General features: G+C 70.2%; 12 protein-coding genes. 5 read left to right on the top strand and 7 right to left on the bottom strand.

Features of this window, described 5'->3' with window-relative positions; all coding sequences use genetic code 11:
• Positions 1-78: 78 nt before the first annotated feature.
• Positions 79-1,998 (top strand): FAD-dependent monooxygenase, encoded by a 1,920-nt coding sequence (locus LRP67_RS09210; protein ID WP_231269863.1) that lies wholly within the window; start codon positions 79-81, stop codon positions 1,996-1,998.
• Positions 1,999-2,056: 58 nt separating this feature from the next.
• Here LRP67_RS09210 and LRP67_RS09215 read toward each other — a convergent pair whose 3' ends face one another.
• Both LRP67_RS09215 and LRP67_RS21835 read right to left on the bottom strand, forming a co-directional pair.
• The gene (locus LRP67_RS09215; protein WP_231269864.1) at positions 2,057-2,818 is read right to left on the bottom strand and encodes a B3/4 domain-containing protein; all 762 of its coding nucleotides are present in this window, start codon (positions 2,816-2,818) and stop codon (positions 2,057-2,059) included.
• Between the two features lie 255 nt (positions 2,819-3,073).
• Entirely contained in the window at positions 3,074-3,313 is a 240-nt protein-coding gene (locus LRP67_RS21835) for an SDR family oxidoreductase (protein ID WP_231269865.1), read from the bottom strand.
• On the opposite strand from LRP67_RS21835, the gene LRP67_RS09225 reads away from it, so the two are divergent.
• Together LRP67_RS09225 and LRP67_RS09230 are read left to right on the top strand one after the other, a co-directional pair.
• Positions 3,264-3,740, top strand: a complete 477-nt coding sequence (locus tag LRP67_RS09225; protein WP_374107403.1) for a TetR family transcriptional regulator C-terminal domain-containing protein — start codon at positions 3,264-3,266, stop codon at positions 3,738-3,740. The two genes, LRP67_RS21835 and LRP67_RS09225, sit on opposite strands and share 50 nt — an antisense overlap.
• 145 nt (positions 3,741-3,885) lie before the next feature.
• Positions 3,886-5,022, top strand: coding sequence for an endonuclease NucS domain-containing protein (locus LRP67_RS09230; RefSeq protein WP_231269867.1), 1,137 nt, complete (start codon positions 3,886-3,888; stop codon positions 5,020-5,022).
• Positions 5,023-5,078: 56 nt separating this feature from the next.
• On the opposite strand, the gene LRP67_RS09235 is transcribed toward LRP67_RS09230, so the two are convergent.
• Together LRP67_RS09235 and LRP67_RS21840 are read right to left on the bottom strand one after the other, a co-directional pair.
• Positions 5,079-5,756, bottom strand: coding sequence for a response regulator transcription factor (locus tag LRP67_RS09235; RefSeq protein ID WP_231269868.1), 678 nt, complete (start codon positions 5,754-5,756; stop codon positions 5,079-5,081).
• Positions 5,753-6,949, bottom strand: coding sequence for a sensor histidine kinase (locus LRP67_RS21840; protein ID WP_231269869.1), 1,197 nt, complete (start codon positions 6,947-6,949; stop codon positions 5,753-5,755). The genes LRP67_RS09235 and LRP67_RS21840 overlap by 4 nt, the downstream gene beginning before the upstream one ends.
• Before the next feature lie 211 nt (positions 6,950-7,160).
• On the opposite strand from LRP67_RS21840, the gene LRP67_RS09245 reads away from it, so the two are divergent.
• Positions 7,161-8,102: an ABC transporter ATP-binding protein gene (locus LRP67_RS09245; protein ID WP_231269870.1), complete on the top strand. Its 942-nt coding sequence runs from the start codon at positions 7,161-7,163 to the stop codon at positions 8,100-8,102.
• Between the two features lie 53 nt (positions 8,103-8,155).
• Entirely contained in the window at positions 8,156-8,923 is a 768-nt protein-coding gene (locus LRP67_RS09250; protein WP_231269871.1) for an ABC transporter permease subunit, read from the top strand.
• Between the two features lie 313 nt (positions 8,924-9,236).
• Here the strand turns inward: LRP67_RS09250 and LRP67_RS09255 are convergent, their stop codons facing one another.
• From LRP67_RS09255 to LRP67_RS09265, 3 genes are read right to left on the bottom strand one after another with little or no spacing between them, the layout of a single operon-like run.
• Positions 9,237-9,716 carry a hypothetical protein gene (locus LRP67_RS09255; protein WP_231269872.1) on the bottom strand — a complete coding sequence of 160 codons (480 nt, stop codon included), beginning with the start codon at positions 9,714-9,716 and terminating at the stop codon, positions 9,237-9,239.
• 2 nt (positions 9,717-9,718) lie between these two features.
• Positions 9,719-10,786 (bottom strand): ferritin-like protein, encoded by a 1,068-nt coding sequence (locus LRP67_RS09260; protein WP_231269873.1) that lies wholly within the window; start codon positions 10,784-10,786, stop codon positions 9,719-9,721.
• A 4-nt stretch (positions 10,787-10,790) separates the two neighbouring features.
• Entirely contained in the window at positions 10,791-12,647 is a 1,857-nt protein-coding gene (locus LRP67_RS09265) for a GMC family oxidoreductase (RefSeq protein WP_231269874.1), read from the bottom strand.
• Positions 12,648-12,704: the final 57 nt, after the last annotated feature.

The following is a 12,704-nucleotide window of genomic DNA, read 5'->3' on the forward strand; positions in this document are numbered from 1 at the left end:
GTTGTCGGGCTGGTGGGAGACGCATAGTGTCGCGAAAACTAGTATGCACACAAACTAATCACGCAGGCGGTGCTCGACATGCAGATCCACCTCAACGGCTTCCACCACGGTGACCCCGACCTGAAGCCCGATGCGCAGATCGCACATGACACGGACGTCGTCGACGTCCTCGTGGTCGGCTCGGGCCCGGCCGGGTCGATCCTGGCGGCCCAGCTCGCCGACTTCCCGGAGATCTCGACCCGCTTCATCGAGCGGCGCGAGACCCCGATGACGCTCGGCCAGGCCGACGGTGTGGCCTGCCGCACGGTCGAGATGTTCAACGCCTTCGACCTTGCCCACAAGCTGCTGCGCGAGGCCTACCAGATCACCGAGACCGTCTTCTGGGGTCCGGACGAGAAGGGCGACATCCACCGCACGGGCCGCGTGCCCGACACCGAGGCCGGCCTCTCGGAGTTCCCCCATGTCATCGTCAACCAGGCCCGCCTGCAGCAGTACCTCGTCGACCGCGCAGCCGCCTCCCCGAGCCGGCTCCAGTGCGAGTACGGCATGGAGGTCGTCGGCATCGACGTGCCCGCCGACCACGACCAGCCCCTCGAGGTGAAGGTGCGCCGGGCCGGGATGTCGGAGTCCGAGCCGGACCTGGTCATCAAGGCCAGGTACGTCGTGGGCTGCGACGGCGCGCGCAGCTCCATCCGCCGCGGGCTGGGACTCGAGCTCAAGGGCGACTCGATGAACCACGCCTACGGGGTGCTCGACGTCTTGGCCGTCACCGACTTCCCCGACATCCGGCACAAGGCGATCATCCGCACCGACGGTGCCGGCGGCATCGGCATCATCCCGCGCGAGGGCGGCTTCCTCTCGCGTCTGTACGTCGACCTCGGCCCGATCGAGCCGGGCGACCGGACCTTCCGCACCACGGCGAGCAAGGAGCTGATTGTCGAGGCCGCGCAGAAGTACTTCACCCCCTACACCTTCGAGCCGAAGGAGATCCCGTGGTGGTCGATCTACGAGGTGGCGCAGCGCCTGACCGACCGCATGGACGACGTGCCCGAGGACGAGCGGGGTAGCCGTTCCCCGCGCGTGTTCATCGCCGGCGACGCCAGCCACACGCACAGCGCCAAGGCCGGCCAAGGCATGAACGTCTCCATGCAGGACACCTTCAACCTCGGCTGGAAGCTCGTCTCCGTGCTGCTCGGCCGCAGCCCGGAGAGCCTGCTCGACACCTACAACGAGGAGCGGCGCCCAGTCGCCAAGGAGCTCATCGAGTTCGACCGCTACTTCGCCGCGGCTATGGGGGGCAAGCGACCCGAGACCACGGACGAGAAGGAAGGGCGACCCGACCTGGCCGGGGTCAAGGAGATCTTCCAGCAGGCGGGGCGCTACACCGCCGGCGTGGCGACCCACTACCCGATCGGGTCCACCCTGATCGGCGACGACGCCCACCAGAAGCTCGCCAACGGCTACCCGATCGGCTACCGCTTCCACTCGGCGCCGGTGGTCCGCCTGGCCGACGCCAAGCCCTACCACCTCGGCCACGTGCACAAGGCCGACGCCCGCTGGCGCCTCTTCGCCTTCGCTGACCAGGCGCCCGCCACGTCGGCCGAGTCCAAGCTGGGTGCGCTGGGCGAGTGGCTGATGACCGACCCCGAGTCGCCGGTGGTCAAGTACACTCCGCAGGGCGCGGACATCGACGCGGTGTTCGACGCGCACGCGGTCTACCAGCAGGGCTTCCAGGACTTCGACGTCGAGGACGTGCCGAGGATCTTCCTGCCGAACAAGGGCGCGCTCGGCCTCAAGGACTACGAGAAGATCTTCACGCCCGACCTCGACAACGAGGACATCTTCGACCTGCGGGAGATCGACCGCAGCGGCGCCCTGGTCATCGTGCGCCCGGACCAGTACGTCGCCCATGTGCTGCCGCTCGACGCGTACGACGAGATCACGGCGTACTTCGCCCGGTTCATGACGCCCGTGTCTCAGGGCGCGGCCCAGGGCTGACGGGCCAGCCTGGTGCTCCACGCCCGCGAGGGCGTGGAGCACCAGGCCCGCCGTCGGGTCATTCCCGGGCGGCGGAGCTGGTGGCGCGAAGAAGACGGGTAGCGACACGTACCTCGGGGCCGAGCCCGGTCAGATGGGTGAGGAGGTCGTCCCCGGCGGCAGTGAGGGCGGCGTCGGTCATGGGGGCGAGGGCATCGAGGATGAACAGCGCGGCCGTGGTGTCGGGCCTGAGCTGGGTGCGACGTCCTTGGCGCCAGTTCCAGCGACGGCAGGTGGCGCCGGCGTCGTCGCACCACACGACCTCACCCGGCTCGGGGTGCTCCACCACCGGCTGCCCGTCGGCGACGACGTCGAACGCCTCCGTGCCCGCCGCGCGGAGCAGGCGCGGTGCGCCGACGTAGGCGGTGAGGTCCTCCCCGCCGAGGGGGACCTGGTGGATGACGCTGACGGCGTTGTAGATGTCGGTGAGCGGGTTCACCCGAGGCAGCCCAGAGCCGGCGACGGCGCGGCGCAGCAGGGCCTCGAGGCTGTTGCGGGTGCGTTGCGGCTTCGCACCGAACTGCCGGTACGCCTCGCGCCACGCGGCGACGTGCGGCGTCTCCTCCACCGCCATGGTGGTGAGCAGCTCGGCTGCCGACTGCTCGGCGCGGACCAGCAGGCCCTCGGCCGTCCGGCCGGTCGCGTCGCTGGCGGTGCCGGCATCGCTGGTGGACGCGGGCAGCCCGTCGACGGCGATGAGGAGGGCCCGGTAGTCCGGACGTAGAGCGGCCACGGCGTCGTCGACCTGTGCACCGGAGAGGAACGCCTCCAGGTCAGTCATCGCTGGCCTCCACCTTGGGGCCCGCATCCACGCCGGGCCCGATGGCGGCCGAGAGCTCGCTCGCACTGGTGCTCATCAGTGCATCGTGCCTCACCGGTGCAACTGCACGATCGCTGCCGCTGGGCGGGGTCCGGCCCGCCCGGCTAGACCGGGAGCTGGCCGCCGTCGATGGTCAGGGTCACTCCGGTCACCCACTGCTGTAGGCGTTGAGCGCAGCCTTGGCGGCGCTGTAGTGGGCCAGCAGCGGCACCGGCATCAGCGCCGCCACCGAGGAGATGTCGACGATCGCGCTGCCCGCGCCGGCGGCCGCAGCGCCGGCAGCAGTGCGTGCGCGACCCGGATGGTGGAGAGGTAGTTGACGTCCAGGGCGTGGAGCCATTCCTCGTCGGGGATGGAGGAGATGCCGCCGAGGTGGGTGCGGGCGGCCCCCGCGTTGTTGACGACGATGTCGACGCCGCCGAGCCGGTCGAGTGCTGTCGCCGCGAGCTCCTGCACGGCCGCCGAGGAAGGCGCGGCCGCGCTTGTCCCGGGCCCCGAGAACGAGGCCCGCGATCGGATCCGCACGTGGCTGGCTGCCCCCGTGGCCGGGCCCGACCCCCGGGGCTGCCTGCTGGCCAGGGGCACCGCCGAGCTGGCGTGGGAGAACGACGCCATCGCCGCCCGCTCGCACGCCGCGTTCGAGTCGCTGTTCGCCAGCTGTCGGCAGCTTGTCGAGCAGGCGCAGGCCGCCGGGCACATCGACGCCCACGCTGACGCGGCCGTGCTCGGCGGACTGATCGTGGCGACGCATCGGGGACTCGAGGCGCTCGCCAAGGCGGGTGTCGACCCCGCGACCCTGCAACACATCGCTACCGCCGCAGTCGACAGCTTCGCTCGTAACCCCACCTCAGTGCAGACACGACGGTCAGCGCGATCGGTGTGATCTATCCCCACCCGCCCCGGTTCCTACCAGGCCGATCCGCGTGTGCGACCGGTCGTGGACCGTGGTGCGGATGCATGATGCCGCCCCGGAAGGTGCATCCGCCCGAAGCGCGGACTGTGCCGGTTCCCGCTGGCAGACTTGCGGTGTGCCCAGGAAGATTCTCGTCACCGGTGGGGTTGACGGCCCCATTCACTTGGTGGAGCATCCCGCTGACAGCGAGCACGAACTCCAGACGGTGCTCCTCGCCAACCCGCACTTGATGCCAGCCGAGGATCTCGGCATCGACGACGAGCTGCTCGTCGTGGGACGCGAGACGACGCTGGCCTCCGGCAGCGTCGACCTTCTATGCCTCTCGAAGGCCGGAGAGGTGGTGATCATCGAGTTCAAGACTGGACCAAAGAATCCGGACTTCCGCCATGCACTCGCCCAGGTGATCGACTATGGCTCCGACCTGTGGAAGCTCAACGGCTGGAATGAGTTCGATGAGGGGGTCGTCCACCGCCACCTGGCTAGCAGGTACGTCGACGCCAAGTTCGCTCAGGCCGCCACACTCCGCGAGGCGGCGGTGCTCGCGTGGGACCTGAGCGAGGAGGAGTGGGAGGCCCTGGTGTCCCGGCTGGGACGGGTCCTCTCGACCGGTGACTTCGTCTTCGTCGTCTCTGCGCAACGGTTCACCGACTCGATGCACGATTCAGTCCGATACCTCAACGAGACAACCCGATACGGCAAATACTTCTTGGTCGAGCTCATCCGTCTCGACGGCGCGAACCGCACCGGCTACGCAGCCCAGGTCGTCGAGAAGCCCTCCACAAGGTCAGGTGCGGCGGAAGCCGCCGGCAAGGCGAATGAGAACGACTTTCTCGCCGCAATTGCCGACGTGCGGTATCGGGAGGCCATGAGTGAGCTGTTCTCGACCGTCTCGGCGCTCGGCCTCGTCGTCGCCTGGTATAGCAAGGGGGCGTCCATCCGACTGAAGTCGCCCGACCGCGCGGCACCGATCTCGATCGGATGGGTCTTCCTTGAAGGTGGGCAGTGGTACACCGCCAAGCACGTCACCTTCGGCGTCGACCCCTCGACGCTCAAGAATCACCCAACCGTCGCACCGGCGATCACGGCTTTCTGTGAGCGTCTCAAGGAGGTGCCAGGGGGCAAGCCCGCGACAGGAACGCTGAATGCTGTCATCTTCGAGCCGGACGTCTTCCCTTCAGTGAAGGCGCAGACGTTCGAACTGCTCGCCGGGTTGAAGTCATCTGCCGAATCCGCAGAGACCGTGACTCAATGAAGCGGATGAAGATGTGCCGGGGCGTGCGCCGGAGGTGACGTCGAGCGGGCCCAGGCCTACTGGGCCCCGGGCCGGATGAGTCCGCTCTGGTAGGCGGCGACCACCAGCTGGGCTCGATCGCGTGCGCCCACCTTCATCATCGCTCGGTTGACATGGGTCTTGGCGGTGAGCGGGGAAACGAAGAGGCGCTCGGCGATGTCGTCGTTGGTCAGGCCGTGGGCCACCAGCGCGACCACCTCGCGCTCCCGATCGGTCAGCGCGGGCAGGAGCGTCGAGTCGACGGCGCCGGGGGGCTCGGCCTCGACGGGCCTGGCGTAGCGGTTGATCAGGGCTCTCGTCGCCTTGGGGGAGAGCAGGGCGTCACCGGCCGCGAGCGTCCTGATCGCCTGCACCAGGTCCTCGGGATCGACGCTCTTGCCGAGGAACCCGCTGGCGCCGGCCTCGATCGCTTCGAGGACGTACTCGTCGAGCTCGAAGGTGGTCAGGATGAGCACCCGCACGCCGGCCAGGTCCTCGTCGGCGCAGATCAGGCGCGTCGCGCCGAGGCCGTCCAGCTCGGGCATGCGGATGTCCATCACCACGACGTCGGCTCGGGTCTCGCGGACCAGGTCGACCGCCTCCTGTCCGTTGGCGGCCTCTCCCACGACACTCATGTCCGGAGCGGAGTCGATCAGCGACCTGAAGCCCACCCGGATGAGCCCCTGGTCGTCCGCGATGACCACCCGGATGCTCACCGCTCCGCCCCCGCTCGGTCAGGCAGCCGGACCGAGACCCGGAAGTGTCCGTCGGGATCGTGTCGTGCCGCCATCTCCCCACCGACCGCGGCGACGCGCTCACGCATCCCGATGAGGCCGAAGCCGGCGCCCTCGGAGGAGAGGGCTGCGGCGGCTGCGGCGGCATGGTCGTCGCCGACGGGGTTGGTGACCTCCAGTCCGATCTCGGTGGGCTCGTAGCAGATGGTCATGGTCGCCTGTCCGGTTCCGTGTTTGTGGGCGTTCGTGAGGGCCTCCTGGAGGATCCGGTACGCCACCAGATCTGCTCCACCGGCGACCGCGCGAGGGCTCCCCGACACCGACTGCCTGATGGCCAGGCCCACGGACTGGAAGGAGGCCACCAGGTGGTGCACCTCGTCCAGACCCGGCGCGGGGGAGTGGGGGTTCACCGCTTCATCCGGCTGGCGCAGGACGTTCAACACGTCACCCAGCTCATCGAGGATCGCGCGCCCCGCCTCCCGCACGTGCTCGATCGCCGCAAGTGCCGCCGGCGGGTCGACGAGCACGTGATGACGAGCCACCGAGGCCTGGACGTTCACGATCGCGACGCGATGCGCGACCACGTCGTGCAGCTCGCGCGCGATGCGCAGCCGCTCCTCCGCGACGCGCCGAGCGGCCTCCTCCTCGCGCATGCGCTCAGCCCGCTCGGCGCGCTCCTCGACGGCCACGACGAAGGCGCGACGAGATCGGACCGCCACTCCGACGGCGGTGGCGACAGCGAACGACGAGATGTACTGGAAGGCCGCGGGGTCGAGTGGCCACGGGCCGGTCACCAGTGCGACTGCGGCCGACACCGTCGCCAGTGACCCTGCCAAGGCCAGGATGGCGCTGCGTCGGTCGCGCAGGACCGCGAACGTGTACAGGGCTACCACCGTCGCCAGGACGATCCACGACGCTCCCCCCGCGAGCAGGATGACGACCGCGGCGCCCACGGTGGTGCCCGCCAGGACGAGGCCGGGCCACCGGTGGCGTAGTGCCAGACCGGCGCAGGTCAGGATCGCGATGGCCGCCGCCGCGCCGGAGAGCGACGAGCCGCCTGGGTGGTCGGGATCGGGGACGAGCACCGCGATCGGCATGAGCCCCACCGCCACCAGCACATCGAGCACCACAGGGTGTCTCTCCTGGAGTGCGCGCAGGTCGCTGAGGACGGTCACACCCGGAGCCTACGAATCACACCGGGTCCGTGGCGTCCTCCGGCGGCAGTACACCGACGTACCGCCGGGGCGGTACCTGGACCGTCTCCGACCTGTGCGCTGCTGCGCGTGCAGCAGGCACAGGTGTCTGCGGCTGCACGACGCGGGAAAGCACCCCCGCCGAGCAGGCTTCTCTCAACCCCGGAAGCCCCGGTCTCACAAGGAGAACACCATGATCGAACTACAGCACCTGACCAAGCAGTACGGCTCCAAGACCGTCGTCGACGACCTCACCGTCACCGTGCAGCCCGGTGTCGTCACCGGCTTCCTGGGGCCCAACGGTGCGGGCAAGTCGACCACGATGCGGATGTTGGTCGGTCTCGAGGACCCGACCAGCGGCCGCGCCACCGTCAACGGCCGTCCGTACCGCGACCACCCCACGCCCATCCGCGAGCTCGGGGTCCTGCTGGACGCCGGCGCCCGGCACCCCGGCCGCTCCGCCCGCAACCACCTCCTGGCCCAGGCCCACACGCACGGACTGCCGGCGAGTCGCGTCGACGAGATGCTCGAGCTGGTCGGGCTCGCCGACGTCGCCAAGGACCGGGTCGGAGGATTCTCCCTCGGCATGGGCCAGCGGCTCGGGATCGCCGGCGCCCTGCTCGGAGATCCCCAGACGGTCGTGCTGGACGAGCCGGTCAACGGGCTCGACCCCGACGGCATCCGCTGGATCCGTGAGCTGCTTCGCAGCCTCGCCGCCGAGGGCCGCACGGTGTTCGTCTCCTCGCACCTGATGACGGAGATGGCGATGACCGCCGAGCATCTCGTCATCCTGGGTCGCGGGAAGCTCATCGCGGACCTGCCGGTGGCCGAGCTGATGAGCAGGTCCATCCGCAGCGTCCGGGTCCGCAGCCCCCAGGCGGCTCTGCTGCAGCCGCTCCTCACCGGCGAGGGCGTCACCGTGACGACGGAGCCGGACGGCTCCCTCGACGTCATCGGCCTCACGCCCGAGCAGATCGGCGCCCGAGCCAGCGAGGCCTCCATCCCCGTGCACGAGCTCAGCAGCAAGCAGGCGTCTCTCGAAGAGGCGTTCATGGAGCTCACCCGAGACGCCGTCGAGTACGCCGGCGAGACCACCACCACCGTTCGCCCCGCAGACGAGAGGACAGTCCGATGAGTACCCAGGCAACCGCACCCGTAGGTCTTCCGGCCGCTCCAGGCCGCATCACCATGAGCAACGTGATGCGCTCGGAGTGGACCAAGCTCCGGTCGGTGAGGAGCAACGTCGTCACGCTCGCCGCTTCGGCAGGCGCGCTGCTGTTCATCGGCCTGATCTTCTCCGCCATGATCGGTGGGGTGGTCGGGAACCCGCCGGAGGACGCCGGGGAGGACCCCGCCGGGGCAGCGCTCGCCGGGGTCCAGGTCGCGCAGCTCATCATCGGCGTGCTCGGCGTCCTCGCCATCACCAGCGAGTACAGCACCGGGACGATCCGGACCACGCTGACGGCGGTGCCGTCCCGGCTCCCCGTGCTCTGGGCCAAGGTCGCGGTCGTGGCCCTCGCGACGTTCTCGGTGCTCGGGGTGACCGCCTTCGTCACCTTCTTCGCCGGCCAAGCCTTGATCGGCAGCGGCGACGTCGACACCGCGACGCTGAGCGACCCCGGCGTGCTGCGAGCCGTCATCGGCTCGGCTGCCTTCCTCATGGGCACGGCGCTGCTGGGGCTCGCTCTGGGCGGCATCCTGCGCAGCACGGCGGGAGCGATCTCGACGCTGTTCGGGATCATCTTCGTCCTCCCCGGTCTGGGCTTCATCCTGCTCCCTGAGAGCGTGCGGGAGGACCTCCTGCAGTACCTGCCGACCACGGCCGGAAGCTCCTTCACCTCGGTGGCGCCGGACACCTCCCAGCTCAGCCCGGGCATGGGGGCGGGGGTGTTCGCGGCCTGGATCCTGGTGCCCCTCCTGGGAGCCGCGGTCGCGTTCGTGCGTCGGCCTGCCTGACCGCGTCGTTCCACCCACTGCCGCGCGTTGCCTCTGTGAGGCAGCGGGCGGCAGTGGGCTGCGGGTCGTGTCGACCGTCGCCACCTCCGCCATGAGACCGCGTCTTCCCACGGGGCCCGCCAGGTGCCTAGCGTCGTCCTGGCACCAGGGCACCGACCGCGCGACAGGGGAGATGTCATGCAGACACGCACGCTCGGCACGCGAGGGGCTGGAGGTCTCCGCCGTCGGCCTCGGGTGCATGGGGATGAGCCAGTCGTTCGGGCCGCGGCTCCGAGGGAGGAGATGCTGACCGACTGGGCCCGCCCGCCGAGCCTCAGGGCAGGTCGAGGCGGGGCGGGGAGGACCAGGTGCCGTAGCCCTGCCCCTTGGCTCCGGGCGGATTGGCGCCGATCGTGGGCCATAGCAGCCCTTCGGTGTAGGACGCGGGGGAGACCACGTGGGTGGCGTCGGGCGCCCGGGTGGCGTGGGCGTCGCGCCACTCCTGGGGCAGCTGGTACCAGGTGCCGACGAACCACATCTTGATGACGTTGCGCGCGACCGGGCCGAGCCGGTCGTCGCTGAGGATGCGCGCGCGCAGCCCTCGGTCGAGGACGCCCTCGTCGCCGGCCGCGGCCGCATGGACCTGCGTCGAGGTGGCGAGCAGGTCGGCGAGGACGCCGTCGCCGCTCGCGTCACGGGTGGTCTCGAGGTAGGGCTCGGCCTGGCCGGTGCCGCGCAGCCGGAAGCGGGAGTAGCCGGTGAGGGTGGCCGAGAGCTCGAGGAACGCCTCGAGGACGTCGTGGTCGCCGGTCATGGTCAGGACACCTCCACAGGAGCGGGGCCACGGAAGACCGGGGCCGCGTTGACGCCGGGCTCGCCGGGCATCGGGTTGCGCATGATCTGGGAGGCAAGCTCCTTGATGTGGAACATGTCGCCGACCGCCGGGACCAGCAGGTCGGGACGCCCGGAGAAGGCCCGGTCGAGGCAGTCCAGGAACTCCCCGTACGCCGTGCTGTAGGCGAGGACCGCGTCGCGCAGCTCGCCAGGCTCTGCGTAGTCGGCGAGCTGGGCGTCGGCCTTGACCGGGTAGACCGCGTCCCAGTCGATCGCGAGCTCCGGTCCGGTGGGGCTGCCGCCGGTGTCCCCGGGCTGGTAGTAGCGACCGAGGAGCAGCTGCTCGAAGCGGTAGTAGTGCGCCAGCTCGCCCTCCTCGTCGAAGATCGCGCCGCCCATGCCCTCGCCCTGCTCGCTGATCGTGCGCATCGCCTCGGCCGCGGAGTCCAGGTCGGTGACCTTGGTGATCGCGCCGCCGCCGGAGTAGTAGTACTCCGGCCCGACCTGGCGTGCGGGGTCGCCGCAGAACAGCGCGTCGCCCATCTCGTCGTGGAGTCGGCGGATGCCGTCGCCGATCTCGGCGTAGAACTCGCCGATGCTGTAGAAGTGCAAGTCGTCCTCGTGCGCGTCGACGGCCGGCAGCAGGGCGCGCGGCGAGCGGTCGCGGGTCACGAGCCGGCCCTGGCCCTCGGCCGCGGCCGGGCGCTCGATCTGGAGGAACGTCTCGATGGTCTCCCGCGAGAACGCGCGGGTGCCGACCTCGAAGTCGGTCTCCCCGTCGGGCAGGTGGGTCGGGTACGTCGGCACGAACCCCTCGGCGGCGAGGGCGGTGTCGCCCCCGACGGCGTTGAGCAGGTTGGCGGCCAGGGTCAGGTGGAGCATCTCCTCGACCGCGACGACCCGGATTACCCGGTAGGCGTCCGCGTTGGTCGTCGGGTGCATCGAGTAGAGGGCGGTGAGGTACGGCGGGATCGTGGCGTGCTCCAGCTGCATCGCGATGTGCAGGTAGGAGTGCAGGTCCTCGACGGTGGCGATGCGGCGCAGGGTCATCTGGTCAGCCCCCGATGGTGACGGTCGGTCGGATGGTCAGCTCGGCGGCGATGCTCTCGGCGGTCTTGAACGACAGGGCCGCCAGCGTGAGCGTCGTGTTGGAGGTGCCGATGCTCGGCATGCTGCCGGGCCCGACGAGGTAGAGGTTCGCGTGGTCCCACGAGCGCTGGTTCACGTCCACGACCGAGTCGTGGCTGCTCTCGCCCATGATGTGGGTGCCGGCCCAGTGGTTGCCGCCGCGGATGACGAAGCCCTCACCCTGGTAGGCGACGTAGCCGGGATCCAGCGGGTCGTAGTGGGTCCGGTCCTCGGCGCCCAGGCGCTGGAAGATCCGCCGCGAGATCCGCCGGGAGGCGGCGACGCCGTCCATCGTGTACTCCGGCAGCGAATAGGACAGCACGGGGCGCAGGTTGCCCATCGCGTCGACGTAGCGGCTGTCGACGGTGATCCGGTTGCTGGGCTCCGGCATCAGCTCGACCATGAAGGAGAGCATCAGCTGGCGCGAGATCCGGTCCACCGCGCCCCGCCGCAGCGCGGCGCCGTACAGGTTGGCGTCGTCGACCAGCTCGACCAGGTCCGTGTACGGCGAGCCCGTGGGCCAGGCCCAGCCGTCGTTGTGGATGCTCACGCGCATCGCGGCGTGGTCCTTGCGGAAGCCGCCGCCGCGCAGGTCCTCGATGCCCGAGGTGCACTGCGAGCCGCGCATGGTGCCGGCGATCTCGGGCAGCAGCGCCCAGGTGAGCAGGTAGGCGTGGTCCATCAGGTTGCGCCCGACCAGGCCGTTGCTGCCGGGCAGGCCCGAGGCCAGCAGCAGCCGGGCGTTCTCGACCGGGTTGGCGGCGAGCACGTAGGCGCGCGCCCGCAGCGACCCGGTGACGTGCTCGGGCGACGTCGTCGACCCGTAGGCCTGGTAGTCGATGTGGCTGATGAGCCCGTCCTCGCCGACGTGCACCTGCGAGGCGATGGTCTGGCTCAGGATGTCGACGCGGCCGGTCTCCAGGCCGAAGGCGAGCGTCTTGCGCGCGTTGTACTTCGCCTGGACGGGGCACAGCGGGACGCAGTTGATGTTGCCCTGACAGCGACCGCCCTCCTCGACCTGGTGGGTGCTCACGGCGCCGACGGGGACGTAGCCCTTGCCGCCGTCGTACGCCGCGTTGGGGACGCTGTTGCGGGCCTGCGCGGTGGGGCGCACCGTGAGCGTGCACGTGGTGTCGCCGAGCGTGATCTCGGTGCCGTCGAGGTCGCGGGCGACGATCTGGTCGAGGTAGGACTTCGGCAGGCCGTGCATCGGGAACTCGTAGCCCGCAGGGAACGTGATCCCGTAGAAGGTCTGGTCCGCCACGTCCGCGGAGACGCCGAGCTCGAACTCGGCCTGGCGGTAGTAGGGCTCCAGGTCGTCATAGCCGAGGGGCCAGTCCCGGCCCTGCCCGAAGCGGCTGCGCATCTCGAAGTCCTCGGGGAGCATGCGCAGCGCCTTGCCCTCCCAGTGCATCGTCGTGCCGCCGAGCACCCGGGTGTAGGTGCTGTCCATCTCGTAGGGGCCGTTCTGGATCAGGTATCCCGTGGAGTCCGGGTGCCCCGGCTGGAGACGGCGCACGTCGGGCGAGCGCGGCATCGGCGCGTTCGGGTTGACCTCGTAGGCGGAGTTGTTGTCCTTGGCGGCCGCTCCGTAGAACCGGGTCAGGTAGCTCTCGTAGTCGGCCACCGAGAGCTCGTCGCCGGGCCCGGCCTCGACGACGAGGACCCGCAGGCCCTTCTCGGCCGAGGCGCGGGCGACGATGGCGCCGCTGACACCGGAGCCGACGACGAGCACGTCGTACTCGGTGCGCGCGGCGGTCGCGTGGTCGATCTGAGCTGGCATGGTCGAACTCTCCCGGAGGGTCAGTGAGGCTGGACGGCTACGACCTCGAAAAGCACT

Source organism: Nocardioides sp. cx-169 (genome assembly GCF_021083605.1).
Lineage (GTDB): Bacteria > Actinomycetota > Actinomycetes > Propionibacteriales > Nocardioidaceae > Nocardioides.